This window comes from Microbulbifer regidiadema (SeqCode) (genome assembly GCF_052467605.1).
This window is the reverse complement of the sequence record NZ_CP174316.1, coordinates 446,510-472,127: the sequence shown is the minus strand read 5'-3', so window position 1 is coordinate 472,127 and position 25,618 is coordinate 446,510. Positions and strand designations below refer to the sequence as shown.

Annotated in this window: 26 protein-coding genes; 13 read left to right on the top strand and 13 right to left on the bottom strand. The window is 49.7% G+C overall.

Annotation, left to right across the window (positions count from 1 at the left end):
- Positions 1–612: 612 nt before the first annotated feature.
- The 6 genes from ACJJIF_RS02895 to ACJJIF_RS02870 all read left to right on the top strand — a co-directional run bounded on the left by ACJJIF_RS02895 (position 613) and on the right by ACJJIF_RS02870 (position 4,274).
- A complete protein-coding gene (locus ACJJIF_RS02895) occupies positions 613–1,224 on the top strand; it encodes a DUF6915 family protein (protein WP_444930744.1) in 612 nt (203 codons plus the stop codon).
- A 12-nt stretch (positions 1,225–1,236) separates the two neighbouring features.
- Positions 1,237–1,992, top strand: a complete 756-nt coding sequence (locus tag ACJJIF_RS02890; protein ID WP_444930743.1) for a hypothetical protein — start codon at positions 1,237–1,239, stop codon at positions 1,990–1,992.
- A gap of 153 nt (positions 1,993–2,145) precedes the next feature.
- The gene (locus ACJJIF_RS02885) at positions 2,146–2,436 is read left to right on the top strand and encodes a YciI family protein (RefSeq protein WP_444930742.1); all 291 of its coding nucleotides are present in this window, start codon (positions 2,146–2,148) and stop codon (positions 2,434–2,436) included.
- Positions 2,437–2,561: 125 nt separating this feature from the next.
- On the top strand, positions 2,562–3,098 hold the full coding sequence (locus ACJJIF_RS02880) for an RNA 2'-phosphotransferase (protein WP_444930741.1): 537 nt from the start codon (positions 2,562–2,564) through the stop codon (positions 3,096–3,098).
- A 69-nt stretch (positions 3,099–3,167) separates the two neighbouring features.
- A complete protein-coding gene (locus ACJJIF_RS02875) occupies positions 3,168–3,437 on the top strand; it encodes a hypothetical protein (protein WP_444930740.1) in 270 nt (89 codons plus the stop codon).
- A 156-nt stretch (positions 3,438–3,593) separates the two neighbouring features.
- Positions 3,594–4,274, top strand: coding sequence for an alpha/beta fold hydrolase (locus tag ACJJIF_RS02870; protein WP_444930739.1), 681 nt, complete (start codon positions 3,594–3,596; stop codon positions 4,272–4,274).
- An 18-nt stretch (positions 4,275–4,292) separates the two neighbouring features.
- Here the strand turns inward: ACJJIF_RS02870 and ACJJIF_RS02865 are convergent, their stop codons facing one another.
- From ACJJIF_RS02865 to msrA, 3 genes are all read right to left on the bottom strand, one after another.
- The gene (locus ACJJIF_RS02865) at positions 4,293–5,036 is read right to left on the bottom strand and encodes a hypothetical protein (RefSeq protein ID WP_444930738.1); all 744 of its coding nucleotides are present in this window, start codon (positions 5,034–5,036) and stop codon (positions 4,293–4,295) included.
- Between the two features lie 429 nt (positions 5,037–5,465).
- The gene (locus tag ACJJIF_RS02860; protein WP_444930737.1) at positions 5,466–5,945 is read right to left on the bottom strand and encodes a YopT-type cysteine protease domain-containing protein; all 480 of its coding nucleotides are present in this window, start codon (positions 5,943–5,945) and stop codon (positions 5,466–5,468) included.
- Positions 5,946–6,568: 623 nt separating this feature from the next.
- A complete protein-coding gene (gene msrA / locus ACJJIF_RS02855; protein WP_444930736.1) occupies positions 6,569–7,192 on the bottom strand; it encodes a peptide-methionine (S)-S-oxide reductase MsrA in 624 nt (207 codons plus the stop codon).
- Positions 7,193–7,327: 135 nt separating this feature from the next.
- On the opposite strand from msrA, the gene ACJJIF_RS02850 reads away from it, so the two are divergent.
- Positions 7,328–7,834, top strand: coding sequence for a J domain-containing protein (locus tag ACJJIF_RS02850; protein ID WP_444930735.1), 507 nt, complete (start codon positions 7,328–7,330; stop codon positions 7,832–7,834).
- 11 nt (positions 7,835–7,845) lie between these two features.
- On the opposite strand, the gene ACJJIF_RS02845 is transcribed toward ACJJIF_RS02850, so the two are convergent.
- From ACJJIF_RS02845 to ACJJIF_RS02835, 3 genes are read right to left on the bottom strand one after another with little or no spacing between them, the layout of a single operon-like run.
- On the bottom strand, positions 7,846–8,637 hold the full coding sequence (locus ACJJIF_RS02845) for a methyltransferase (RefSeq protein WP_444930734.1): 792 nt from the start codon (positions 8,635–8,637) through the stop codon (positions 7,846–7,848).
- Positions 8,630–8,965 carry a nucleotide pyrophosphohydrolase gene (locus tag ACJJIF_RS02840; RefSeq protein ID WP_444930733.1) on the bottom strand — a complete coding sequence of 112 codons (336 nt, stop codon included), beginning with the start codon at positions 8,963–8,965 and terminating at the stop codon, positions 8,630–8,632. The genes ACJJIF_RS02845 and ACJJIF_RS02840 overlap by 8 nt, the downstream gene beginning before the upstream one ends.
- The gene (locus ACJJIF_RS02835) at positions 8,952–9,683 is read right to left on the bottom strand and encodes a DUF599 domain-containing protein (protein ID WP_444930732.1); all 732 of its coding nucleotides are present in this window, start codon (positions 9,681–9,683) and stop codon (positions 8,952–8,954) included. Before ACJJIF_RS02835 ends, ACJJIF_RS02840 begins: the two co-directional genes overlap by 14 nt.
- A 177-nt stretch (positions 9,684–9,860) precedes the next feature.
- Between ACJJIF_RS02835 and ACJJIF_RS02830 the strand changes: the two genes are divergently transcribed.
- The 4 genes from ACJJIF_RS02830 to ACJJIF_RS02815 all read left to right on the top strand — a co-directional run bounded on the left by ACJJIF_RS02830 (position 9,861) and on the right by ACJJIF_RS02815 (position 16,175).
- The gene (locus ACJJIF_RS02830; protein ID WP_444930731.1) at positions 9,861–12,770 is read left to right on the top strand and encodes an insulinase family protein; all 2,910 of its coding nucleotides are present in this window, start codon (positions 9,861–9,863) and stop codon (positions 12,768–12,770) included.
- Positions 12,771–12,874: 104 nt separating this feature from the next.
- Entirely contained in the window at positions 12,875–13,618 is a 744-nt protein-coding gene (gene cmoA, locus ACJJIF_RS02825; RefSeq protein WP_444930730.1) for a carboxy-S-adenosyl-L-methionine synthase CmoA, read from the top strand.
- Positions 13,619–13,624: 6 nt separating this feature from the next.
- Positions 13,625–14,602, top strand: a complete 978-nt coding sequence (cmoB, locus tag ACJJIF_RS02820) for a tRNA 5-methoxyuridine(34)/uridine 5-oxyacetic acid(34) synthase CmoB (RefSeq protein WP_444930729.1) — start codon at positions 13,625–13,627, stop codon at positions 14,600–14,602.
- Positions 14,603–14,789: 187 nt separating this feature from the next.
- The gene (locus ACJJIF_RS02815) at positions 14,790–16,175 is read left to right on the top strand and encodes an L-serine ammonia-lyase (RefSeq protein WP_444930728.1); all 1,386 of its coding nucleotides are present in this window, start codon (positions 14,790–14,792) and stop codon (positions 16,173–16,175) included.
- Positions 16,176–16,329: 154 nt separating this feature from the next.
- Here ACJJIF_RS02815 and ACJJIF_RS02810 read toward each other — a convergent pair whose 3' ends face one another.
- On the bottom strand, positions 16,330–17,295 hold the full coding sequence (locus tag ACJJIF_RS02810) for an NAD(P)/FAD-dependent oxidoreductase (RefSeq protein WP_444930727.1): 966 nt from the start codon (positions 17,293–17,295) through the stop codon (positions 16,330–16,332).
- 517 nt (positions 17,296–17,812) lie between these two features.
- Positions 17,813–18,715, bottom strand: coding sequence for an NAD(P)/FAD-dependent oxidoreductase (locus ACJJIF_RS02805; protein WP_444930726.1), 903 nt, complete (start codon positions 18,713–18,715; stop codon positions 17,813–17,815).
- Positions 18,716–18,830: 115 nt separating this feature from the next.
- Between ACJJIF_RS02805 and ACJJIF_RS02800 the strand changes: the two genes are divergently transcribed.
- On the top strand, positions 18,831–19,256 hold the full coding sequence (locus ACJJIF_RS02800; RefSeq protein WP_444930725.1) for an Rrf2 family transcriptional regulator: 426 nt from the start codon (positions 18,831–18,833) through the stop codon (positions 19,254–19,256).
- Between the two features lie 420 nt (positions 19,257–19,676).
- On the opposite strand, the gene ACJJIF_RS02795 is transcribed toward ACJJIF_RS02800, so the two are convergent.
- Positions 19,677–20,087 carry a hypothetical protein gene (locus ACJJIF_RS02795; protein WP_444930724.1) on the bottom strand — a complete coding sequence of 137 codons (411 nt, stop codon included), beginning with the start codon at positions 20,085–20,087 and terminating at the stop codon, positions 19,677–19,679.
- Between the two features lie 259 nt (positions 20,088–20,346).
- Positions 20,347–20,850, bottom strand: a complete 504-nt coding sequence (locus ACJJIF_RS02790; protein ID WP_444930723.1) for a GNAT family N-acetyltransferase — start codon at positions 20,848–20,850, stop codon at positions 20,347–20,349.
- A 1,680-nt stretch (positions 20,851–22,530) separates the two neighbouring features.
- Here ACJJIF_RS02790 and ACJJIF_RS02785 point away from each other — a divergent pair.
- Positions 22,531–22,908: a hypothetical protein gene (locus ACJJIF_RS02785; RefSeq protein WP_444930722.1), complete on the top strand. Its 378-nt coding sequence runs from the start codon at positions 22,531–22,533 to the stop codon at positions 22,906–22,908.
- 81 nt (positions 22,909–22,989) lie between these two features.
- Here the strand turns inward: ACJJIF_RS02785 and ACJJIF_RS02780 are convergent, their stop codons facing one another.
- From ACJJIF_RS02780 to ACJJIF_RS02770, 3 genes are all read right to left on the bottom strand, one after another.
- On the bottom strand, positions 22,990–23,673 hold the full coding sequence (locus ACJJIF_RS02780) for a hypothetical protein (protein ID WP_444930721.1): 684 nt from the start codon (positions 23,671–23,673) through the stop codon (positions 22,990–22,992).
- Between the two features lie 663 nt (positions 23,674–24,336).
- Positions 24,337–25,140, bottom strand: a complete 804-nt coding sequence (locus tag ACJJIF_RS02775; protein WP_444930720.1) for a class I SAM-dependent methyltransferase — start codon at positions 25,138–25,140, stop codon at positions 24,337–24,339.
- A 36-nt stretch (positions 25,141–25,176) separates the two neighbouring features.
- Positions 25,177–25,545, bottom strand: coding sequence for a SpoIIAA family protein (locus ACJJIF_RS02770; RefSeq protein WP_444930719.1), 369 nt, complete (start codon positions 25,543–25,545; stop codon positions 25,177–25,179).
- Positions 25,546–25,618: the final 73 nt, after the last annotated feature.

Sequence of the window (25,618 nt, the reverse complement as noted above, 5' to 3'; positions counted from 1 at the left end):
ATGTATCCAATCCATTAGCAAAAAGCGCTGAGACCACCCCTTTTCCCTCGCCATATTTTTTACCGCAATGCCAGGCAGCTCTATCTGTAGAGCTGCCTGGCCTATATGGTACGATCGCACAAATTAAAACTCTAAAATAAATCAGCAGCTAATTTTATCTCGGCTAGCACTAAGCTAAACATCAGAACGCAGGAACTGATATCACCTTTTATGCGGAATTAGTCGGCTACTTTACTTACACAAGCCGCCTATCGAATCGATGGAAAAACAGCCTACCTGGTACAAATTATTCATTTGAATAAATGTGGATAATAGAGTCCAGCTCAGCCGGCAACTTAAAAGCCCTGAGCACAAAATAACAATTCGCAGCCAAGCCTAAAATCAGTGATCAAATTCGAGAAGGGCCCAAGAACACTCCCAATAAAATAAAAAATGACTATCGCCACCAAACTATCACGGTATAATAGGATAATTGGACTAACTTTGGACTCCATACCGTCCCCCTTGAACAGCTTGAGCCATATTTTTAGGAAGTTTTTTCCGGGCAGCCCAGTCTCAGCAATTGGTTAAAGCTCCGTGGATAGATGAGATAAAAAATCAGGAAGTACACACATGAACCCAACTAAACATTGCCAAATTTCAGTGCGAAGATGGGGAGGACAGGAAGAGGATTACTTAGAAATCCACTCATTTATTGATCACACTAAATTTATTTGCTCCGATATGAGACATCGGATACTGCACAATATGTGGGCAGTCCACCATCTTGTCGTACCCATTTTCGGCCACACGATTACAAACTCCGACGGGAAGGAAGTTGACGTCAAGGACCTATGCGAAAGAGACCACCTGCTGGTTGACTACCACAATAAATTTATCCCGAGCCTGTCAGATTTTGTTGAAACTATTGATGAAAGTCAGCTGCCAAATAATTTTCGGAAAGATATTGAGGAGTTACACAGCCGACTTTCTAGCAACGAGGAAGTTTCCAGACTGCTTCTATCGCCTCTATCCGCATCAGGGAGATTTAAGTCCCTACTGATTACGCATAACAGCTGGTTTATCAATCATATACTACCGATGATTTTTGATACGAACCCTGTACTTGATGATTTTTCGATCAACCCTTCCACTTTTTTTAATGCAATGCAACCTGAGCTATGGATGGACAATGGGATATCTTATCCCCCCAGCTTCAAGAACCTAAGTAAGAAAATTATTTAAGGAGTTATATTTATGAGTAAATTTGTAATTCGCGGATATCATTGGGGCTACAATGACGAGACATTTTACCCCTGTGGCAGCTATATAAAAACAGTCTTTGACAGTGAAGATGCCGCGCGAGCAGAAAAGATAAAACTTGAACGAGCGCACTGGGCAGAAGTTAACCTGGGCGAGACCTATCAGTTTTTTGACGGTGATGAAGAATTAATTGACAAAGTCAATGGATTCGTAAAAGAAAAACTTGGTTTTGAACTTTTTACAGACGATGACTATCGAGACATCTTCGTGCCGAGCGCCCTTAATGACGATGATTTCGCAGAGTTTTTACAAATAGCCGATCTGACAGCTTACAAACTGACAAAGTTTGAAGATGAAGCCAGATTCTACGCTATCTGGTTTAACGAAGCTAACGAATATTTGATGGAGTATGACGAATGTTCAGAATCTCTGGTTTTTGGTGCATCCTTAGATGAGCTTAAAAAAGAATCAGAAAAGATGCTGAGTTATTATTTCGATGAACACCCGGAGATTCTTAAGGGAGACATCAACGAAATAACAGATTCTCCCAGTATCCTGAAAGAACTTTTAGACAAGTCAGCTGGCCTGACATACGACACTCAAGAAAAGTGCATCTCCATTAATACAAGCAGAGAAAGCGACCTGTTCGCCCTTAATGAACTGCTCAAAAAACCTGCTTTCACAGTAAAAGCGATGTCGGTAGAAGAACTGATAAAAATTCAAGATGAACTCATGCAAGAATATTATTAATCAGGCAAGCTAATAATCAAGCCTCGATGAGATAATATCTGGGCAGGCCATATACAGCCTGCCCTTGACAGAATTTTTCTCACTCTAAACTGCTGCGCACCTCTGGCGCCACAAAAAAACAAATCTCAAAATCAATATTTCAGGAGAAAGAAATTGTATATAGTTTCTCTTACTTACACCGCACATCTAGATAAAATAGAAAAACACCTGAATGAGCATATCCTATATTTAGACAATCAATACAAGCTGGGGAATTTTATAATTTCCGGAAGAAAAGTGCCGCGAACTGGCGGGGTGATAATAGCAACAGTTACGTCAAGAAGTGAACTAGACAAAATTTTAAGCCTAGACCCCTTCTATCGGGAGAACTTAGCAGAGTACGATATAACCCAAATAGTACCAACCAAGGCATCAGCAGAGCTTGAACATCTACTGGACACTTGACCATCACAATAAAGTTAAAAAAGTGCAACTGATCAACGATATGTCAGCTGGTCTACACACGTCTTCTCTGAGCATGCCCACTTTTAGAAACAGAAAAATTACAAACAAATAACCGAAAGACTCCTATGAGCAAAGACCTAAATAAAATTTCAAAGTACTTTAGCTACCTGCTGCGACACAAACCACAGGCTATTGGCCTCGAATTAGATGAAAATGGATGGACATCCATCGAAGAGCTGATCAAAAAAACCACAGACTTCACACTCAACCGGGATTTAGTTGAAGTGATTGTTGAAACCAACGATAAGAAGCGCTTCAGTATCAGCGAGGATGGGTTATTTATCAGGGCAAACCAGGGACATTCTATTGAGATAGACTTAGACCTTCAACCTCAAGAACCCCCAACTGTTCTAGTTCATGGAACAGCCGGTAAATTTCTCAACGCTATTCGAGAGGAGGGGTTAAAAAGGATGAAACGACATCACGTCCACCTCACTGAGTCACAGGCAGTTGCTCAAAATGTTGGTTCCAGATATGGGCAACCAATACTTTTATCTATAGCCACACAGAAAATGTATACGGATGGATTCAAATTTTTTAAATCGGCAAATAATGTTTGGCTGGTTGAGAGTGTACCTGCAAAGTATATCGAGGAAATATAGGCAAGCCCACTCAGGGGTGCCTCTAGGCTGCCTAGCATAAACCACCCATACACGATAGTGAGCCAAAAGATGGTTGAACAATATATCTACAGTGGCCGCCCCTCTAAAGTGCAAGATGCCGCTGGAGTTTCGGGAGTCATCATTAAATCGTTTGACGGCACTTTTCTCTTTCGTGTCTACAACGAAGATAAATCCTCCCACATAGATTACAGGCTAAATCATGATGATCTCGCGGTGACAATACAAGCAGATGAACTGGCGTCATTCTACTCGTATGGCGAGGACCACGCTCTAGATTACAGTCCCAAGGTACTCGGACTTAAAAAGCCGGTTGAATAGCCTGCACATTTATATATATGCGCAGCAAATTAAGTAACTTCAGCTCAATTAGCACACGGATATCTCAGGGCACCCACACTGCGTGTGGCACAACCGATCATCAAGAGGCATTAACCAGTGAAACTTGTACTGCTACCCGGAATGGATGGAACCGGAATGCTATTTGAAGCGATACTCACAGAGCTTCAAGCCGTGGATAGCATAGTTTTGCCCCTACCCCAAAGAGGGGAGCAGGACTATCTAACCCTATCTCAATATATCTACAAAAGACTCCCAAATGAGGATTTTATTTTAATAGCGGAGTCTTTTTCCGGAGGTATTGCCGCACAGTTGTCCGGCCAGCAGATCCCAAATTTAAAAGGAATCATTTTTGTTGCCTCATTTCTCTCATCACCTAAGCGGCTGCTCGCCAGCATAATGACACGACTACCAATCCATAAAATGGCAAGATTACCGGTGGCCAGTATTGTATATCGACTGTTCTGTTTGGGCTGGAGAGCTAGCCGCAGCACGCTAAATCAGTTCAAACTAGCGATCGAAGCAACGCCCAGCGGAGCGCTAAGATCTAGACTTAGGGTAATAGCCACCTCTAAATACCAAAATTTTAGCTCAACAGTACCAGCCGTATATATCCGCGCATTACAGGACACTCTCGTCCCAGAGAAAAAATCTAAAGAATTTAAAGTGGCATATTCAGATATCGTGTTTATCGAACTTGAAGGACCTCATTTTATCCTTCAATCTAAACCTCAAGCCGCAGCCCGTGCAATCACTCAGGCTGTAGATATTCTAACCGGCAAAGACACCGAGCAGATTGAGGTCCGCTCAGCGCCTTAGAAATCCAGCTGCAAACGATCACCAAACTTTGCGGGTATAGGCATCCACTGTCCAATCATTTGTAAACCGAATAAACCAACCGGACATGTAGGCATGGCGGTAATAGGCCTCAAAAAAGTTAAAGAAATCATTTCTATTCCAGAATAGGTACTCACCGTAATTGGGGTCAAAAAATAGAGCTCCAACGTCAGACTGCACCCGATCATCTGCTATCCAAACACCTACTGCATGCCCTGCTCTGCGACCTGAAAAAGTGATATAACCATAGGCATCTCTAAGTTGTCGCAATGCATTCACTAAGCGAACATTAATTGGTGGTGTAGGCGGTCTCGGTGGAGCAGCTTGTCCTGGCCGTAGCACCACCATGTTATTAAGATCCTCATCAATCTGGCTAGTGCTCCAGCGATCTTCTTGATGTAAACCTTGCTGTATAAGCCAATTTTCAATATTAGGCCCCTGCCCGCCACCACCATAAGTCCAGGTGTGAAAATCACGTGCCACCCTGATTAGCTGGTTAACATTCAAAGATCGGTAGCTACGGAAGCCAAATCGGCCCGCATTTGCTGTAGTTGGCGTTAGCCCAAGCTTGTCCGGAAGCCCCGTTTCATCTACGGCTCCGCATTTAATCCAGTGGGCAGCTAAAGCTGCACAAATACCAAATTTGCTAAACCTAAAATAATGAATATAAGTGCGTGGGGAGGATTGTGAAAACCCCCATGTTTTCACACCATTGTGATCCGCCGCAATGCGATTGACTCCCATAGCCTTCTCCTCCTTTCTATTTAAACTTCCTATTCTTTACAACTTAATCCTAAGCCACCTGCACACTACTAACTTTAGGTATTGGGCAAATATTTTTAGGTTTTAGGCGATTTCAGATATGGGACAACCTAAAGCTGAGGGGCCTGGAATCCAAGAGGCTTCAATAACCGAGGAGACCTTTAAACAATTTCGTAATATCTCTGCGCGCCGTGATGGCAATTAACGAACTTACAGCAGAGGCCACCCTGGCATCCAAGTTAACTTCTATAAACAACAGCGGGCAAGTTGCCATGCCCGCCTATCCCGACAGCTGGATCGGCCATTGTGCGCATCAGTGAAGCCACCTCCAACAAGCCGCGATTAGATCTGATTCATTTCAGACATTTTATCACCTGAAGTTCAACACCACTTACTCAAACTCCAAAACCATTACCAAGCGCTTACTTTATAAGCATTAATATTCCATCGGCCCGAATAATTTTGCCAACCAGATAAATAGGCATAGCGATAAAAAGCATCAAAAAAATTAAGAAAATCATTTTTTGACGGGAAGCGGAATTCACCATAGTTTGGATCAAAGAATAGAGCACCAACTTCAGAGGGAATACGCTCATCCGCGATCCAAACAGCGATCGCATGCCCGGAACGCCGTGAACTAATAGAAATATATCCATAGGTTTCACGAAAGCGGCTAAATGCATTCACAAGACATCTATTAACAGGTGGAATGGGGTTCGCAGGTGGCGGCGGGTTTCCCGGCACTATTGGTGCAAGGTTTTGTACGGCTAGATCTGCCCAACTGGTGCAATACTCATTCGCCTTAGTAAGACCGTTGTAAATTAACCAATTATCGATATTATCCCTCTGCCTGCCTCCCCCGTTAGTCCAAAAATGAAAATCCTTTGCCACCTTGACTAACTCACCGGTATTAAGTGATCGGTAAGTGGGATATCTTATTGGACCGAGAGTTATAGAACACGGTGTCAATCCAAGCTTGTTCGGCAGGCTTTTATCATCTACCGCATGAGTCTTAATCCAGTGTGCACTGAGTGCGGCACATATTCCACGTGGACCATACTTGGCATAGTGTACCCAACTCCGGAGTGAACTTTGCGAAAACCCCCAGGTTTTAACCCCATTATGTGCTCTCGCAATTCTATTTACACCCATTAATCCACCTTAAAGCTGCTATAGCATTTCATTATTCTGTCTCTTTGCCTAAATACGCGGCTAGAGTGAAACCTGTAACCGGTTCCTATTTTTAAGCCCCCGCCACATCAAGTAATGAGGTGCTCCAGGGTGCTCTCTACAGCAACCTAGAGGTGAGACTTTACGCGCCAGGGCCGCAGCAAACTTTAGCTTACGGGCTTAATTTTTTAGATTTTGGCCATAACTTGTCTGTATCCAAATACAGGAAAGCTAACTTGGTGAAGGTAGGTGGGGAAGGGAAAATGACGGGAGAGTAATTGTAGCCAGTGCCACAAAAACAGGCGGTACTCCCTGCACCGCCCGCTTCTGCTAACAGATAACGTCTAGTCGTACATGGGGTTGCGAAGAATCGGGCAAATCGCCTCTTGGTTCTTCGCCATATACTGCTGGTGGTACTCCTCGGCGTAGTAGAACGGTTGAACCATACTGATTTCGGTGGTGATTACCCCGCGATCTTTCCCATCCAGGGCCTCCTGCACCGCCGCTTTACTCGCTTCCGCCTCCTGTTTCTGCTCTTCGTTCAGGCAGAAGACACACGAGCGATACTGGGAACCGATATCGTTACCCTGGCGCATGCCCTGGGTTGGGTCGTGGTGATCCCAGAAAACACGCAACAACTCTGCATAGCTGACTTTGGCCGGATCAAATATAACCTTGACCACTTCGGCATGTCCGGTGCGTCCAGTACAGACTTCATCGTAGTTGGGGTTTTCAGTGGCGCCATCGGTGTAGCCAACCGCCGTGGCATAGACACCATTCAGCTCCCAAAACACGCGCTCTGCGCCCCAGAAGCAGCCCATACCAAAAATGGCAACGTCCAGATTGTCGGGGAATGGCTCTTTTATCGTGTTGCCATTTACAAAGTGTGTGCCACTAATCTCCATTGGCTGGGGCCGACCGGGCAGTACCTGATCCGCGTCGGGTATTTGAAATTTATCGTATTGCATACTGTCTTCTCGAGTACAGGAATTTTCTTTTGTCAGGATAGCGCTAAGGCGCTTATCCTCCCATATCATCTGCGAATCAAATAGTTATGATACGCAAAACCAACATCGGCAGTTCAACACTACAAGGAGTTGTCATTGGCGCGCTTAATCTTGCTGATTTTAATCGCCATCGCCGCCTGGTATCTCTGGCAAAAAATCAAATCTAGCTCACCGCAGAACCGACGCAAGCAAATTTTTATCGCCTGTATCGCCGGCGTCGCCGCGATTGTGGTTGCACTGACCCTAACCGGGCGCCTGCACTGGGTGGGGGCAGCCCTGGTATTAGTACTCCCCCTGCTGGGGCGTTTACTCAACCAAGTCATCCGCTTTTTACCCTGGCTGATGCCGCTGTTTGAAAAACATTCAAACCGGCGCTCAAATCCACAGGGTACGCAGAGCCCTCCTCCACATAATAGTGAGGGCCCGTCACTCTCCGAGCACGAGGCGCGCCAAATCCTTGGTGTCGGAACCGATGCCGATAGAGAGGAAATCATTAGTGCGCACCGCAAGTTAATCCAGAAACTCCATCCGGATCGGGGTGGCAACGATTACCTGGCATCGCGTATCAATGCCGCCAAACAGTTGTTGCTAAGGGGCCTATAAATAATTTCCGGTTAAACCTTACAAAGCAGGTGGATATACCTGGCCAACTGCCGATAGGGGTCCACCTGGGAGTATTCAAGCTCTTTTGCCACAATCGCCGATGCCGGCAACTTTTCCCGAATTGAGGGCGTCATAAAATCGTGAAAGCAGCGGATGCCGCTGTGACAAACCACAGAAAAACCCGCCTCAGTCAACCATTCGTCTACCCACTCCGGTAAAAGTGGGTTCTGCGGGGTCAAACTACCTGGGTGCCCTCCCCAGTAATCTCCGTCAATATTGCGCTCCAATTGGCGAAAGCTACCGCGCTGCAACAGGCGAAACTCCAGTGCGCGGCGGTTGTAGAAGGTCAGCGACAGGTGGCCACCGGGCTTTAGCAGCGCGCGCAGCTGTTGCAATGCCTGCTGTGGCTGCTCCAACCACTCCAGTACCGCGTGGCAAATAACCAAATCGGCATCGCGCAGCGCCTCCACCTGCGGCAGCTCTTGCAAAGGCTTGTGCAGCAGGGTCATCTGCTTGTGCAAATGGCGCTGGTGAATTTCCGCAGCGGCGTGCTCAAGCATTTGTGCGGAGATATCGGCGAGGAAAACCTCGTGCCCCGCCTCAGCCAAATCCATGGCAAAGTGCCCCTGACCACCCCCAGCATCAACGATTTTTAGGCTGCGCTGTTCGCTCTCCAACAAAGGGGCCAAGTCCCGGTTGAGGACCGCCAGGCGAATATCCCCCTTGAGGCCACCGTAGATACGCTTGCGAAAACGGTGGGCGAGATCATCAAAGTTGCGATCTTGATACGGACTGTCAGCCATTGGAATCCTCGCCTTGCAAAGCCTCTGCACAACGGCGGCGGTTCTCGGCAAATTTACGCTGCAACGCTACATCCATATCGACCCCGAGTACTGCGGCCAACTTGCTCAGGTACATCTGGATATCCGCCAGCTCGGCGGCGATCTGAGCGGCCTTATCGCCGGCCATCAAATCACAGATTTCCGTATCACTGCACCACTGAAAGTGTCGCCCCAGCTCAGCCACTTCCACTGATAGCGCCATAGTCAGATTTTTGGGTGTGTGCAGTGACTGCCAACTGCGAGCCTCAGCAACCCCATCAAAAGCCGCCAGGATTTCACGATGTTCCATCGGATTTCTTCCTCTGCTGGCGCTCCAAGTCCCCACCACGGGCGGCCAAAATTGAATTCAGTGCGCGGGACAAAAACTCCCGCCGGTATAAAACACAGACAACAAACAGGTAACCGGCAATAAACAGCAGTGGATGGATAAACCAACCCAACACTGACATTGAGAAGTAATAGGAGCGCAGGCCGTAGTTGTAGCTGTGGCCCGCATGGTCGATCACTTTGGCGGTGCTGATGGCAAAACGGCGCCGCTCCTCTTCCGATATCCCCTCAGCCTCCGGCGGTGGCGCGGCCCCAATCAGGACATTGGCGAAGGAGTACTGGCGCAACGACCAGGTAAAATTGAAAAAGGCAAAGATGAAAATCAGGACCAGTAACATCACCTTGAGTTCAAACTGCTCAACGGTGGTGGGCTCCGCAAAAGGCAAGCTGGTGAGTACTTCAATGGCGGCCTTGTTCGCCGTCAAAGCCGTTACCAGACCCGCCAGGATTAGAATGCTCGTGGAGGCGAAAAAACCAATCACCCGCTCCAGGTTGCTGAGAATAGCTGTGTCAGCCATGCGCATATCTCTATCGAGCATACGCATCATCCACTCAACTCGGTACCACTGAAGTGATGATGTTAGACACCAGGTTTCTTTGGCTTTTTTTCGCGCAAATACGGTGTAACCCACCCAGGTGATAAAAAAACCAGTAACACTGGCAATATCCAACCAGGACAACCTCTAAAATCTCCGTGTTCGTCTACATTTATGCCGTAGGTTCGGCAAGCGGAGTCTTCGCCCTACTGGCATCCTTGTCAACACTGTCTTTCCGGTGTGTGCAAGCGGTAGAATAGCGCCCTTTCGCCGGCAGCAGTGGCCGGCCAGAAAATTCATATAACTCCAGGGAGCTGTCTTTTGAGCAACTCACATCCTGCATTTGAACTGGTTACCAGCGCAGATATTGATTCTCTCGGCGTGCGCGTCGAGGAATACCGACACATTACTACCGGTGCCCAGCACCTGCACATCGCCGCAGACAACTCGGAAAATGTTTTCCTTGTCGCCCTGCGCACCGTGCCCGAAGACTCCACCGGTGTCGCCCATATTCTTGAACACACCGCCCTGTGTGGCAGTGACAAGTACCCGGTGCGCGACCCCTTCTTTATGATGATCCGGCGCTCACTCAACACCTTTATGAACGCCTTCACCAGTTCAGATTGGACTGCCTATCCGTTTGCCAGCCAGAATCGCAAGGATTTCGACAATCTGCTCGACGTCTACCTGGATGCGGTATTTTTTGCGCGCCTGGACCCGCTGGACTTTGCCCAGGAAGGCCATCGCCTGGAATTCGCCGAAGCGGATAATGTGAGCAGCGAACTCGTCTACAAAGGCGTAGTGTTCAACGAAATGAAGGGGGCCATGAGCTCTGTCACCTCACAATTGTGGCACACCCTGAGCAAGTACCTGTTCCCCACCACCACCTATCACTACAACTCCGGTGGCGAGCCCAGCGATATTCCCAAGCTGAGTTACGAGCAGTTGGTGGCCTTCTACCGCAGCCACTACCACCCCAGCAACGCCACCTTTATGACCTTCGGTGATATCCCCGCCGCAGAACACCAAGCCGCGTTTGAAGAAAAAGCGCTGCACAAGTTCGAGAAACTGGATAAAACCATTTCCGTCGGGCGCGAAGATCGCTACCAGGCACCGCTGAAAGTCGAAGAGCACTACCCGTTAAATGGCGAGCCCCTGAAGGCCAAGACCCATATCGTATTGAGCTGGCTGCTGGGTGATGTCACCGATCTTGAAGAAGCCCTGACCGCACACCTGCTCGCCGGCGTACTGCTGGACAACAGCGCCTCACCGCTGATGAAGCTGCTCGAAACCACCGACCTGGGCACCTCCCCCTCGCCGCTGGTGGGCCTGGACGATTCCCAGCGCGAGCTGGTGTTTGTCTGCGGTATTGAGGGCAGCGAGCGCGAGAGTGCCGACGAACTGGAACAGCAGGTTCTCGCTGTACTGAAGGACGTGGCAGAAAACGGCATCCCCTACGAGCAGGTGGAAGCCAGCTTGCACCAACTGGAATTACAGCAGCGGGAAATCGGTGGCGACGGTTACCCGTTCGGCTTACAGCTGATTCTCACCGCGCTGACCGGTGCCACCCACCGTGGCGATGCCATCGGCCTGCTGAATATCGATGCCACCCTGGAGCGCCTGCGCGAGCAGATCAAAGATCCAAAATTTATCGCCAACAAGGCCCGCGAACTCCTGCTGGAAAACCAGCACCGCGTGCGCCTGGTACTGAGCCCCGATGAGCAGCTGGCCGCACGCCGCGAGCAGGCGGAGAAAGACCAGCTGGCAGAAATCAAAGCTGCTCTCAGCGACAAAGAAAAAGCGCAAATTGTCGAAACCGCCAAAGCCCTGACCGACCGACAAAACCGCGAGGACGACGCCTCAATCCTGCCCAAAGTCGGCGTGGAAGATATTCCCGCAGAACTGCCGGATACCGAAGGCGAAGCAGTAGAGTTGGGCCCACAGAAGTTGACCCGCTACAGCGCGGGCACCAACGGCCTGGTCTACCAGCAAATGGTCTGCGCACTGCCGGAATTCAGCGAAACCGAAAAGCAACTGCTGCCCTACTACTGCCAGGTGCTGAGTGAAGTCGGCCTGGGTGAAAAAGACTACCTGGAAGTCCAGCAGTGGCAGACCAGCGTGGTGGGCGCCCTGCACGGCTTCACCAGCAGCCGCACTGCTATCGACAACCTGGATCACTTGTCCGGCCACTTTATCCTGTCTGGTAAAGCACTGGCTCGCAATCAGGGCGGCCTCACCGAACTGATGCAAGCCACCATGGAGCAGGTGCGTTTTGACGAACACGCCCGCATCAAGGAACTGCTCCTGCAAACCCTTGCCCGCCGCGAACAGGGCGTTGTCGGCAACGGCCACGCCCTCGCTATGGCTGCTGCCAGTGCCGGCTACAACCGCGCGGCCTGGGAGAGCCATGCCAGCGGTGGCCTGCTGGGTTTACGCAACCTACGCGCCCTGGTGGCCGGGCTGGAAAAAGAGGACGGCCTGCAAGACCTGTCCAACCACTTCCAGGCTATCCACCAGAAAATCCTCGCCGCACCGCGCCAGTTCCTGCTGATAGGTGAAGAGGAGAAAATTGGCGATTTCAGCCAGACACTGCTGCCGCTGACCTCCACTCCCAGCACTGCCCCTGCCGATCCCGCCGCGCCCTTCGAACGCAAGCAGATCGAGGAACTCTGGGTTGCCAACAGCCAGGTAAACTTCTGTGCCAAAGCCTATGCCACTGTGCCTATGTCCCACCCGGACGCGGCACCGCTATCGGTTTTGAGTGGTTTCCTGCGCAACGGCTTCCTGCATCGCACCATCCGAGAACAGGGCGGCGCCTACGGCGGCGGCGCTGGCCACGACAGCAATATCGGCGTATTCCGCTTCTACTCCTACCGCGATCCGCGTATGGGTGAAACCCTGGAAGACTTCGATGCATCCCTGAAGTGGCTGGCCGAAGAGAAGCACAAGGAAGAGCAAGTGGAAGAGGCAATTCTCGGTGTCGTCGGCGGCCTGGATAAGCCCGGCTCCCCCGCTGGTGAAGCCAAGAAGAACTTCCACTCGGGCCTGTACGGACGCACCCACGCGGCGCGCCAGCAATTCCGCAAACAGGTCACCGAAGTTACCCTGGCAGATCTGCAACGGGTGGGCGCCACCTACCTGGACCCGAGCAAGGCCAGCACCGCCATTGTTACCGGCCCCCAAGGTAGCGAAGCGGCAGCCAAACTCAACTTGAAGGAAGAAAAGCTCTAACCCGGGCCCATCTATTCCCCGGCAGTAACTCTTCCGGGGAAACTCTGCGGCGCCGGACAAAAACCGGCGCCGCTGTATCGCCGTTATCCTCTAGCGAAGTTCCAATGAGTAAACACGACAATATTTATGCAAACCCACTGGGCCAGGTAGCCGGCTTCGAGTTCGATCGCCAAGTGGTGCAAGTTTTCCCCGATATGATCAAGCGCTCAGTGCCCGGCTACACCACGATTGTGGCCATGATCGGCACCCTGGCAGAGCGCTACGCCCAAGCTGGAAGCCGCTGCTATGACCTGGGCAGTTCCCTGTGCGCGGCAACCCTGGCCATGCGCCATCGCATCCCCGCCGCCGACTGTGAGATCGTCGCCGTAGACAATTCGAAGGCCATGGTCGACCAGGCACGCACAGTGCTCGAAGCCGATAGCGGTGAAGTTCCCGTACAACTTATCTGCGACAACCTGCAAAACGTCACCATTGAAAACGCCTCGGTCGTGGTACTCAACTTCACCCTGCAATTTATTCCGGTGGAAGAGCGCGAGGAAATCCTACAGAAAATCCACGATGGCCTGCGTCCCGGCGGCATTCTGATTATTTCTGAAAAAGTGGACTTCGCCGATAAAGCCCACAACGAGCTGATGATCGAACTGCACCACTCCTTTAAAGCCGCCAACGGCTATAGCGCACTGGAAATCGCCCAGAAGCGTTCCGCGCTGGAAAATGTATTAATTCCGGAAACCCTGGATACCCACCGCGCACGGCTGAAAAACGTCGGCTTTACCAGTGTCGATGTCTGGTTCCAGTGTTTTAATTTTGCCTCTTTAATCGCCATCAAAGGCGCGCCGGAAAAGTAAGTACCCGTGATCGACTACACCCAACTCTACCAGGGCCTACAACACGTGCCCGCCCTGCGCACCTGGCTGGCCCAGTTGCCGACACAAGTCGCTGAAAACCTGAGTCCGCATCGCTGGGGCGATCTGCCCGACTGGCGCGCGGCAGTGGAAGCCCTACCGGAAATCACCCCCTCCTCTGTCGAATTTGCCAGCAAAGTTTGTGCGGGCAGTCCGGCCGACGCCAGCCCGGAACAACTTGAAGCCCTGGAACGGGAGCTGCGCAAGTTACACCCCTGGCGCAAAGGCCCCTGGGAGCTGTTCGGGCTGCATATCGACACCGAGTGGCGCTCCGACTGGAAGTGGGACAGGGTATTGCCGCACTTGGCGCCACTGGAAAATCGACTGGTGCTGGATGTGGGTTGTGGCAATGGCTACCACTGCTGGCGATCTTACGGCGCCGGCGCGCGCCGGGTCATCGGCATAGATCCCTCGGTCAAATTTGTCGCACAGTTTTACGCCCTGAAAAAATACCTGGGCCAGGAGGCGCCGGTAGACCTGCTGCCCCTGGGTATTGAAGCGCTGCCGGCCAACCTGCGCGCTTTCGACACCACTTTCTCCATGGGAGTCCTCTATCACCGCCGCTCGCCCATGGATCACCTGCGCGAACTACGCGAAACCCTGCGCCCCGGCGGCCAGCTGGTGCTGGAGACCCTGGTTATCGACGGCGGACTGGGCGACTGCCTGGTACCCGAAGACCGCTATGCAAAAATGCGCAATGTATGGTTCTTCCCCAGCTGTGCCACCCTGGAGAGCTGGCTGCGCAAATGCGGTTTCCGCAACCCCAGAACCGTAGACCTAAATGCCACCAATCTGGGGGAGCAGCGCCGTACCGACTGGATGCATTTCGAATCCCTGGCGGATTTTCTCGACCCAGAGTCGCCGGATAAAACCGTAGAGGGTCACCCTGCGCCCAAAAGGGCGGTTTTGGTCGCGGAAGCGCCGTAACTTCTCTTACACTTCTTGCCTGGGACCTCATAAATTCCGCAAAATTGATCTGCGATAGAATTTTGTACGGAATGGGGGCCACCATCTTGATTGTTGGGACTCATGAGGCAAAGTGCGCCCCTAAATAGTGCAACTATATCCTTTAGGGAGGGCTGCCGCAGGATGCAGCCCAGCGCAGAGAATATTTATGAGTATTAGCGTATTCGAGCTCTTCAAGATCGGGGTCGGCCCCTCCAGTTCCCACACTGTCGGCCCCATGGTCGCTGCCCGTCAATTCGTGCGGGATTTATTGGGCCGAGATCAACTTTCCCGCACAGATCGCGTACAGGTCCACCTGTACGGTTCACTGGCGCTAACCGGAGTCGGCCACGGCACCGATATGGCGGTACTGATGGGACTGCTAGGTCACTCCCCTGACACGATCGATGTGGATGCTATCGAAGAGAAAATGGCGCATATCCACAGCGCGCGTACCCTACTGTTGAGCGGTGACCACAACATAGAGTTTATTCGCGAGCGCGACCTGATTTTCCATATGGAAGAGTTCCTTCCCCAGCACTCCAACGGCATGACCTGCCAGGCCTATTCCGGCGAGGAATTGCTATTTGAACGCAGCTACTTCTCCATCGGCGGCGGCTTTGTGCTCTCCGAGGAGGACTTTGCCCACAAAGAGGAGATCGCCACCCTACTGCCGTATGACTTCAGCAACGGGGAACAGCTGATGCAGATCTGTGATCAGCACGATTGGAGCATCGCCGAGCTGGCCATGGAAAATGAAAAAGCTTTCCGCAGTGAGCAGGAAGTCAAAGACCGCCTGTGGAATATCTGGAAAGTGATGGACGCCTCCATTGAGCGGGGCTGCCAGCAGCACGGCATTTTACCCGGTGGCTTGAATGTGCGCCGCCGCGCCGCAGAACTCTACCGGGAGTTGAGCAAGCAGAGCCCGGAGGAGCGCAACCACGGCCTCGCGATTCTCGACTGGGTCAGCCTTTTTGCCCTGGCGGTAAATGAAGAAAATGCCGCGCGCGGGCGCATCGTCACCGCGCCTACCAACGGTGCTGCCGGGGTCATTCCCGCCGTTATCGCCTACTACGTAGAGTTTGTACACGACAGCAAAATCCACGGTGAACTGAAAGATCAGGTAGTGAAATTCCTGCTCACCGCCGGCGCTATCGGTATGCTGTTTAAAAAGAACGCCTCTATTTCTGCGGCTGAAGTGGGCTGCCAGGGAGAGATTGGCGTAGCCTGTTCCATGGCCTCCGCCGGTTTGGCAGCCGTAGAGGGGGGCACCAATCAGCAGATCGAAAACGCTGCGGAGATTGGTATGGAGCACAACCTCGGCCTAACCTGCGATCCCATCGGCGGACTGGTGCAGGTCCCCTGTATCGAGCGCAACACCATGGGTGCGGTAAAAGCCATTAACGGCGCGCGCCTGGCCCTGCGCGGTGATGGCGCCCATATCGTACCGCTGGACAGCGTGATCGAAACCATGCGCCAAACCGGTATCGATATGCAGAGCAAATACAAAGAGACCTCTCTCGGCGGACTGGCCGTAAACGCAGTGAACTGCTGATTGATTCGGCAGGAGCCAATGGTGCTCCTGCCACTTTAGCGGATCAGAGGAGAGGCGGTACTCGCTCAATACACCTCCGCAAGCTCGAATAGACCCCATGCCTTATAGGGCCAGGCACAATGGCATCGATGATATTGCACCAATTATTAAACCGTCAGCGCTTCGATATCAGCGAGCGATGAGCCCCAACCCCGGCCATGGCACCGGATACAATAGCTAAAGCCTCATCTTGCACCGAATTGGAGATATCGCCGGCTGCGAATACCCCCTTTACCGAGGTTTCCTTAAAACCATTAACTTTAACGACCTGCCCGTGGAATGACGCCTCCAACTCCAGCCCCAGCTGGCTGACAAAGGACTGTGCCAACCCCGCTTTAGGACTTACGTAGAGCCCCTCAAGTGTTAGCTTGCGGCCGTCATCTAAAATAACCCCTCCCAAACTATCCCCCTCGCCTTGCAAATAGGCAATCGGGGTTTCTTCCAGCCTCACCCCCCGAGCCAGCAAGTGATTGAGCACCTCTTCCTCCGGGCGAAACTGCCCCTGGGTAAATAAGGTCGTGGCCCCCCACTCTGGGATCATTACCGCTTGCTGGAAAGACAGATCACTGGTCGCCAACACCCCTAAAGGGTGCCCTTTCAACTCATAACCATGGCTATCGGGATAGAAAATCACACTCCTGCCCCAACGCTCCTTTATCCCGGGAATATCCGGCAGCCGGTCGGCAATATCGGTTGCAAGAATCAGCTTTTTTGCCATAAAAGTGGTATCACTCTGTGCACTGATAACCGCAAATCCCTCTTCCAGGACCTCAACACTATTGGCAACATCTTCAACGAGCTGAAAACTTGAATAAGAGTTCAGTTGGGATAACGCTGTTGTGTGGATCTCTTGCGGCGTATCCCCCCCCAAACCCAACACCCCATGGGACACTTGCGCAAAGCCATGCGAAGCTTTATTCGTCTCCAGCATAACAACCTTGCGGCACCCACAAACGAGCTGCATCGCCGCAGATAAACCGGCAAAGCTACCACCAATGATCAATACATCCGCATCCATAATCACCTCTCCGATATTGTGTAACTTTAATGGCTGTACAAAATACGAAGCCGGGCGCTCCATGCCCTGTTCCATTGAAATATGACCGATAGACCCGGGGGCCTCGGCAATAATGGCCGCGCTGCTCCCCTGCGATCACCCGCAGAGTCACGGCGCCATTAAGCACATACAGGCTAACAAAAGGCACAATGGTAGCCGGCCTTTAATGACATTTATGCTACTGGATATCCATAGAATCCCGGGAGATGACCCAGTTTTTACCACAGGTCTAACAGGCAAGTACACTCATGTATTGTTAAGCAAACAGTCACAGCCTACTCAAGGAGTAATAAATAGGATTAAAGTGTTTTGTTTGCACGATTTGGGGAGATTACTCTGGATCAAGGTGCCTCTAAAACCCCGCAGAGCGAGCCTCGAAGGCTACAGATATATTGTGCTAAGTGGGTACACTGACACTCCCCTCACCATTGATAGAAATAACTGACATTTATCGGCCAGGTAATTCATACTTCTAGTGCTGGGCATATAGGAAAAATTGCTGAGCGCTATTGATGGCCTCCTACCAGCAACTTTTAAACTATCAATATTTAAATATCAGCGAGCGATGGGCTCCAACTCCAGCCATAGTGCCGGATGCAATGGCAAAGGTTGCGCTTTGCAGCGGATTGGAAATATCCCCCGCAGCAAATACCCCCTTAACAGAGGTTTCCTTAAAGTCATCGACCTTCACAATCCGCCCGCTAAATGACTCTTCCAACTCAAGCCCCAACTGACTGACAAAAGGGGCCGTCAACTCCACTTTGGGGCTCACGTAGAGTCCCTCAAGTACTACCTTGCGCCCACTTTCCAGAACAACGCTCTCCAAACTATCCCCCTCCCCTTGCAAATAGGCAATTGGGGTTTCCTCCAGCACCACGCCTCGAGCCAGCAAGTGATCGAGCACCTCCCCTTCAGGATTAAATTGCCCCTGAGTAAATAAGGTGGTAGCGCCCCAGTCGGGGATCATCGCCGCTTGATGGAAAGACAGCTCACTAGTCGCCAACACCCCTAAAGGGCGATCACTCAGTTCATAGCCGTGGCAATAGGGACAGTGAATCACACTCCTACCCCAGCGCTCCTTCACCCCGGGAATATCTGGCAGCCGGTCGGCAATACCGGTTGCAAGAATCAGCTTTTTTGCCACAAAAGGGGTTTTGCTTTGCGCACTGATAACCGCAAATCCCTCTTCCAGGACCTCCACGCTATCGGCAGTATCTTCAACCAGCTGAAAACTCGAATAAGAATTTAGCTGGGATAACGCCGTTGTACGGATCTCTTCCGGCGTCTTCCCATCCAGACAGAACACGCCATGCGAAGTTTGCGCAAAGCGATTTCGAGGTTTATTCCCGTCCAGCACAACAACCTTACGGTGCCCGCGAACAAGTTGCATAGCGGCAGATAAACCGGCAAAGCTACCACCGATGATCAGTACATCCGTATCCATAGTCACCCCTCCGATATCATGTAACTATGATTGTTACATAAGGGTTTAAGGCTGCACAACCCACGTAACAGAAAAAATTTCATGATATGCTACATAATCAGAGACTAGGTGAATTATGCGTAAAGACAGCCGACTATCCCGGGCGCTTCATGTCCTTATCCACTTGAATATGAGCGACAGGCCAGTTACCTCAGAAAAAATGGCCACGATGCTACTCACCAATCCCGTGGTCGCTCGCAGAACTATGGCCCTACTGCGGGATCAGGGATACGTGCGATCCAGCAAAGGACATAATGGTGGCTGGTCTCTCGCAAAGCCCTTAAGTGCAATTACACTACTGGATATCCATAAAGCCCTGGGAGATAGCTCTGTTTTCACCATAGGCCTAACCGATGAGCACGCCAACTGCGTGATTGAGCGGGCCGTCAACCGCACCCTAAAAGATGCAATGAATCAGGCTGAAAGTATTTTGCTTGCGCGATTTGGGGAAATTACCCTGGACCAGCTCAGCGAGGACTTCACGCCCCCAGAGAATTCATAATAATCCTCCCGCGAGGCAAACTTAACTCTCTATACCAAGCTTCCAAACACCCAGTGCTATTTCACGATGGGACGCTACACTGGCATTATTCGCTCCGCTTATAGAAATGACTAATCTTTAGCGGCTTGGCGTGATTTTTCTGCACTGGGCGGCAAGCTAATATGAGGATTTCCAGCACGCTTGCGCGCCGCTTTTAGTGCTGCCTCTACGAAGCTATTACCCTCAGCCAGGGGAGGGCCACTCTTTGGGGGGCGGCATATGGGCAAAGTTCAGGATGCCTCTATTTCAGTACAAATATACAGATGAATAACTTCATTGCTGATTAAAAAGCGCCCTTCTCGCACTCCCTCTGACCATAAGCCGCCAACCCCAATCATTTTTCTTTAACGACAAAATCAAAACTCACAGAGAAAAATCTGCCTAATGACCATAATTAATCGTTGATTCGGTTTTCTTCAAAAGCTTTACCCCACATACCTCATCAATAGCCAGTTCGTATCTCAATATATCTTCCCTCCCCTCCTGAGCAATAGACACTTCATAGGTGTTTGTGAGCACTTCTTTTATAGAGGTTATACCGCCACCACCACTATCGGGATACTTGGCAACTAAGTCATTCAGTATAAAATTTATTAGAAGTTTAGATGTAACAATACTATTAGACTTGCAATTTTCATTTTGACTACTCACGACTGATGCCTCCCTCTTGTTCTCACGGATAATTTCCTGCTGCCCTAGCGCGTAGGAGAATGATGTCTGGAAAAAACAAAAGACGAAGAAAAAATTATTAACATATGGAATTATAATTTTCCTCATGGTAAATCTATCCACACTACGTCCTTGCAGGTTTCTGGGTAATATATCTTCTATCTCTCGTCTCTGTAAGAGTTCTGGGATAATGGCACTGCTACTTTTCCGCCCAGAGGAAGTTGGTATGTCCCCCTTATTCAATATACGAAGTATTGCATAAAAAATTTGGACTGCTCACAGTAAAGCCCACCCAATATCTGCTGATATTAGGTGGAATTTCCTCACCGCAAACCAAAATCTTCCAAGCACCTAACATTGCTCTGCGTCTGCAAAAATCACACTATATCTTGGCCAAGTATTCAGGGTGAATCCGGGACATCAATAATATATCCGTATAACGGCCCGCTTTGAAGGTGCTAAGCCGCTTAGTCCCCTCCACCTGAAAACCGGACTGCTCATAAAGAGCTATCGCCGAACTGTTGTCAACTTGAACTTCCAGCTCCAGGCGGATTAAATTTAACCAGTTGTCCGCCTGATTCAGTACTTCTTGCATTAGCCGCCGACCTACCCCCTTCCTATGAAACTCAGGATGCACAGAAATCGCCAGTACAGCGCTATGCCTATCCCTGACTTTTTGGCTTAGGAAAAGAGTGACATATCCAACGACCTTAGCATCCAGTTCTGCAACCAGGGTATAGTTTTTGGGGTCAGAAAAGAAGCCGGCCACTTTGCTCGGGCTTAGAAAGGGTAATTGCGAGGTATTCTCGTTAACAGAGGTAAAACTGTGTATCTCAAACAAATCCTTATGATCAGTTTCATCCTGGTGCCTGATTTTTATACTCAATGTACTACCTTACCAATCTATCGTGAAATATATTCTTGCTCCTATTCATCCATAATTTTCTGAAAAATTCAACTCTATGAATACTAAACTGCAACGATATAAATTCTTACCCGGATCATTACAGCTACACCCAACTTTGCCGGATTAACTTTGAGCCACTCAACACCAAGCGAGATAAATACTTTTAAATTTTACAACTTCCTGAGGCTCACTCATCCGGTAAAGCCCCTCTTGAGGAGGTTAATAAACACCCCCTGAAAATAGAGTCCCGCTTTAATTCCGCTAAGAGCAAAAATAAAGTGTGCAATCCATATATACGGCAAACCCAAGAGCAACCCGTACTATTTTGAAATAAAGCGACCTATCGGCACAGATAGACCATCAAGAACTATATAAGGCATCTTTCAAATCAAGCTGTGGAAGACAGAGAGGTAAAGATACGGAGAGCAAAGATAGAGCATCCATTCTGCTATGAGAAACTCCCTATCGAGACGTAAAGAAAACCAGCATTTACACCTACTACCCGATTTTAGCAACCTACTCAGCGGAAAAATATCTGCTGATCCAGGGTCAAGGTGTCTGAAATCTGTAACATGTGAGGATCAAATAGTGACAGTAGAGATAAAAACACATGAAAACCCGAGTCCCACTTGAAAAGCACTGTTTTTTGCTGTACGGCAGATCTAGGCACTCATTTATCGGAAACTTCTTAGCTATCCTCGCGAACCCCTGCCTATTGTGAATGATTCTAAAAGCTCGGCCACATGAAGTTTTTCACGGGCACTTTTCAAGCCCCATCCTGGTGCAGGATCAAAAAACCCTCTTAGCCCTACAACTCAAGGCTATTGTAAGCCTAACTATTTGATCTAATCTTTAAGATTGACTATGAGAATAAATAGCCGTGTGGCTAGCAAGTACTCACCCGCCTGCCAAACCTGTAAGTACAAATACAGTGCAGCACTGTAACCATAACTAACAACATTTCACGACGCCCCCTGCCAAAACAGTGATGGACTTCACTTTTTGGGTAGCAATGCCAAGTTATCGTCGTACCCAATCAAGCATTTTCATAGCTTGCTGCACTGACTAACACCCAAGGGCCGCAAGCCTATACATTTGCCAGGGTGATACCTTCACGGATCACTATTACGTCATAACTATCAAGTGACCATTGATAGGTGCCCCTTTGGCAACAGCATAATAAGTGTCTGCGAAAGCTTGACCTTTCTCAGGCCATAAAATTGACATCGCTGATTTAGCACTTTAGCAGTAGGGGGCTTATGACTGGAGGGGGCGCCACCTCCACCAACCAGCCTATTTTGTCTATTACACTTATTCTTGGAAATCAAGGCTGAGGAATACCTGGAACTTAAGGTTTTCAACCTCAGCAGAAAGATTTTCCAAAATCAGCCCGTCAAAAGTAACACACTTTGGCCTTAACGGCACATTCGTGAATTTTCTACACAACGAGTCACCTGAAATTTCCCACCGTACTTTTTAAGAAATTAAAATATTGCCCAAACCCTCGTTCTATTTATATGATTAAGTAACTGAAGTTGATTGAGACTCTTAGAATAAAAATTAGATTAGTCGACACTGAGAACAACAGCGATCCACCCTAGGAGAGCCCATAAATTTCACACCTATGTTTGAGCTGATGACTGTGAGAAGGAGATCAACATGCCTGGGAAAGAGCTCTATATCACCTACGAAGAACTTTTAAAGCTTGACAGCTTTAGAAATCCAAATTCAACCGTGAAAAGGCTACAGGACATTGATACCACCCACCTCGATGATAAACAGATAATCATAGCAAATGGAAAAGGGATTCAGGCCCTTGACAGAGAGGCTATTAACGAACTTCCCCTGACTGGCTGGGTATGTAGATTTTCTGCACATATTCGCCCGCCAAATGGCTTGAAGCTTGTCCAGGTGAGTGAGCACCTATTCAATATTGCTCCAGCAAGAAATATGCCAGTGACAAAATTTGAAGCTTTAGTCAAAGAACTTACGATTAGCGCGATTACTATATTTAAAAAACAAGGGCGAGCCGTTTAATTGACAGCCACAATAACGCCCAGCAAGACAATAGGCGATCTAGCCTGTCGCTTTGCCGGGCCTATACTTATCTTTCACTTTTTAGCCGATTGATTTTTGAAAATCAATCAACTTTCTGATATAGGCCCGCATCTGCGGGGTATCAAACTGTCCTTGGTAGCGCCTTGGATCATTAATCGACCTTCCTTGAATACCTGGACAACCCCCAAATCGAATTAATGTAGAAAAAGCAGCCATTGATTGCAACTCCTCCACCGCAGTCTTGAGCTTTAAATCCAAATGATCTGAATATTCTTTGACATATCGGGTAAGCATGCCCATACCCGATAAAGTCTGCGAGCAAACCATATTTCCTACAGTCCCAAATTTGGGAAAACGATGCACTGCTTCAAAATCCACCTCATCAAAGCTTGTTAGCAAATTTTTTTTCAATACCAACTGTGCAAATTCTACATGCTCACCCTTTTTAGGCTTTACTCCCGTCACTTGATAGTGGAGCGCTTCAAACGGAACAAACAGATTGCTCCAGCCTCTCTCTATTTTTGACAGGGCATACGTCTTATAGGCGGCCTTTTCTTGATACTTATCGACCGTCTGGAAGATAGACAGCGCAAGACCGACAACCGCTACACCGGCCGCTACCCCTCCTACCCTGGTTATTCTTCTCAGCCCCACCTGACTCTCATCCCACGTATTGCCATGTATTGCTAAAAGTGCTGCGATCGCAGTTAACGCGTGCCCCAAAATAGAAATTGTCAAATCCATAACCGCCTCCCTGTCAGCCACACCTCTAGGAAAAATCACTCACAGTGATCAATTAAAATCGGGCTCCAGCCTGCTCCCATCCGGTAAAATCCAGACTTTCTCGGCGCCTCCATGACTCGAAGCCAGACCTGTTAGCGAAAAGAAGATTCTGCCGGCAAGAAAATCAACCCAATAAACCTAAAAAATAAAAGAAAAATTGGCAAAGAATAATTTAACACCCAAAGAGATCTACAGCTCAAGCAACCTCAAATTATTTAAGCCAATGCGGGAAATGTCGCAGTGTTATTTTTCCAAAGCCCTAAAATTTATCAGGCACTCATACAAACCCACAAATCAAATTTTATTGTTTATTGGGTTAAGGCTAAGAAATGCAATTCGGCGACAGTTATACTGGAAAATAGTTTAACTTTTACCTAACCAACAATTAATCACTCCGTAAAATTATTATATCCCCTCTTGAAACTTCAAAAAGTTTCAAGGTCTTAAGAGGGGTTATTCGAATTTTTTCGTTATTTTTGCAAGCCGCACCCCAGCTGAAATTTTTTGCAGGTCAATAAAAAGTGCAGCGTATTGCCAAGGCGAGTTAGGTGGCGGGCGTTAGTGCCGCCGCAGCCCTTTGTAGAAAGGGCTTGGCGAAGCGTAAACACTCAGAGAAAGCTAAGATCAGCCCGGAACCCCGTGCTTGGTGTAGATATCGAAGCGGCCGGACTTGCCCTCCAGTGAAAGGTGGGGTTTCTTATCCGCCAGATAGGGGGCGAGCTTAGGGCGTTTTACCACTGTGCGGTAGTAGCAGGCAGCAAAGGCTGGTGCCAGCAGACTATCTGCATCCTCATCGGTGCCAACCAGGTGATGGAAGGCAACCATCTCTTTCTTAACCTTGGCAGCCTTTCCCCGAGCGGGAAACATTGGGTCCAGATACACAACGGGGATGGACGCCTCCGCTTGCTGGGCCAGCCAGTCCGAAGCCGCTGTACAACAATCCACCAAACTCATTCGCTCTGAAATCGCAGCCAGCTCAGCATCTCCCAAAGATGCCTGTTGCAGTCGGCGTATTCCATCTTGCAGCAACTGAAAAACAACCGGATTGCGCTCCAGCATCTGCACCTCGCATCCCAGTGCTGCCAGCACAAAAGCATCTCTTCCCAAGCCGGCAGTAGCATCGAGAACCCTTGGGTGAAAGCCTGAACGCAATCCAACCGCTTTCGCTACCGGCTGGGCTTTACCACCCCCATATTTGCGCCGGTGGGCGAGCGCCCCACTGACAAAATCGACCCATACCGGACCCGCAGCCTTGCGCCCGGTTGCACATAACTGTAACTGCTCCCCCAAACACAGCACCTGGGGATAATCGGTGACTTCAGCGGGAGAAATCGCTCCCAGGAAAGGGAAATCTAGCTGAACGGATAGTTCTTCCGCTGCGGAAATATATTCTGGTGCCGCAGCGACAATGGCCAACGATGGAATCACCTGTCCTCCAGGTACGCATAAAATAGGAAGGCGATGCTAACTCGGTTTTTGCAACCATTCCAGGGCTTGGCGGGACTCTTCTGCGGGAAAAGGGCGCACCTCGGCGCTGATAAAGTGACAGGCGAGGCTGGGCATAAAACGCAAAATAGGGTTATCAGAGACGACCGCAATTCGCCGGATATGCCGCTGATGATCGCGGATAAAGCGAAAATGAGAGATCATCGCGACGAAATTCTTCCAGCCAGCAAAGTCCCCCGCCTCCACCAGCAAGCCATCCACCCTCCCCTGCTCGCTAATCACAGGGTCAATTTGCGCGGCCAATAACTGGAAGTCCTCAACCGCCAGCTTTCCAATAGGTTTGATCTCCAGTATTCGCTCTTCTTGATACCAGACATGCTCGATCATACTTTAAGGAGCCTCTGAATAATTCCGTAATGCCTCTGGCTTTCAGAGCGGTTCTCATTTGCAGGACACTCAA

Coding starts and splice junctions, on each gene's coding strand:
- ACJJIF_RS02895 (WP_444930744.1), top strand. CDS start 613: ATGAACCCAACTAAACATTGCCAAATTTCAGTGCGAAGATGGGGAGGA.
- ACJJIF_RS02890 (WP_444930743.1), top strand. CDS start 1,237: ATGAGTAAATTTGTAATTCGCGGATATCATTGGGGCTACAATGACGAG.
- ACJJIF_RS02880 (WP_444930741.1), top strand. CDS start 2,562: ATGAGCAAAGACCTAAATAAAATTTCAAAGTACTTTAGCTACCTGCTG.
- ACJJIF_RS02875 (WP_444930740.1), top strand. CDS start 3,168: ATGGTTGAACAATATATCTACAGTGGCCGCCCCTCTAAAGTGCAAGAT.
- ACJJIF_RS02870 (WP_444930739.1), top strand. CDS start 3,594: ATGCTATTTGAAGCGATACTCACAGAGCTTCAAGCCGTGGATAGCATA.
- ACJJIF_RS02865 (WP_444930738.1), bottom strand. CDS start 5,036: ATGGGAGTCAATCGCATTGCGGCGGATCACAATGGTGTGAAAACATGG.
- msrA (WP_444930736.1), bottom strand. CDS start 7,192: ATGCAATACGATAAATTTCAAATACCCGACGCGGATCAGGTACTGCCC.
- ACJJIF_RS02845 (WP_444930734.1), bottom strand. CDS start 8,637: ATGGCTGACAGTCCGTATCAAGATCGCAACTTTGATGATCTCGCCCAC.
- ACJJIF_RS02840 (WP_444930733.1), bottom strand. CDS start 8,965: ATGGAACATCGTGAAATCCTGGCGGCTTTTGATGGGGTTGCTGAGGCT.
- cmoA (WP_444930730.1), top strand. CDS start 12,875: ATGAGTAAACACGACAATATTTATGCAAACCCACTGGGCCAGGTAGCC.
- ACJJIF_RS02815 (WP_444930728.1), top strand. CDS start 14,790: ATGAGTATTAGCGTATTCGAGCTCTTCAAGATCGGGGTCGGCCCCTCC.
- ACJJIF_RS02810 (WP_444930727.1), bottom strand. CDS start 17,295: ATGGAGCGCCCGGCTTCGTATTTTGTACAGCCATTAAAGTTACACAAT.
- ACJJIF_RS02805 (WP_444930726.1), bottom strand. CDS start 18,715: ATGGATACGGATGTACTGATCATCGGTGGTAGCTTTGCCGGTTTATCT.
- ACJJIF_RS02800 (WP_444930725.1), top strand. CDS start 18,831: ATGCGTAAAGACAGCCGACTATCCCGGGCGCTTCATGTCCTTATCCAC.
- ACJJIF_RS02785 (WP_444930722.1), top strand. CDS start 22,531: ATGCCTGGGAAAGAGCTCTATATCACCTACGAAGAACTTTTAAAGCTT.
- ACJJIF_RS02780 (WP_444930721.1), bottom strand. CDS start 23,673: ATGGATTTGACAATTTCTATTTTGGGGCACGCGTTAACTGCGATCGCA.
- ACJJIF_RS02770 (WP_444930719.1), bottom strand. CDS start 25,545: ATGATCGAGCATGTCTGGTATCAAGAAGAGCGAATACTGGAGATCAAA.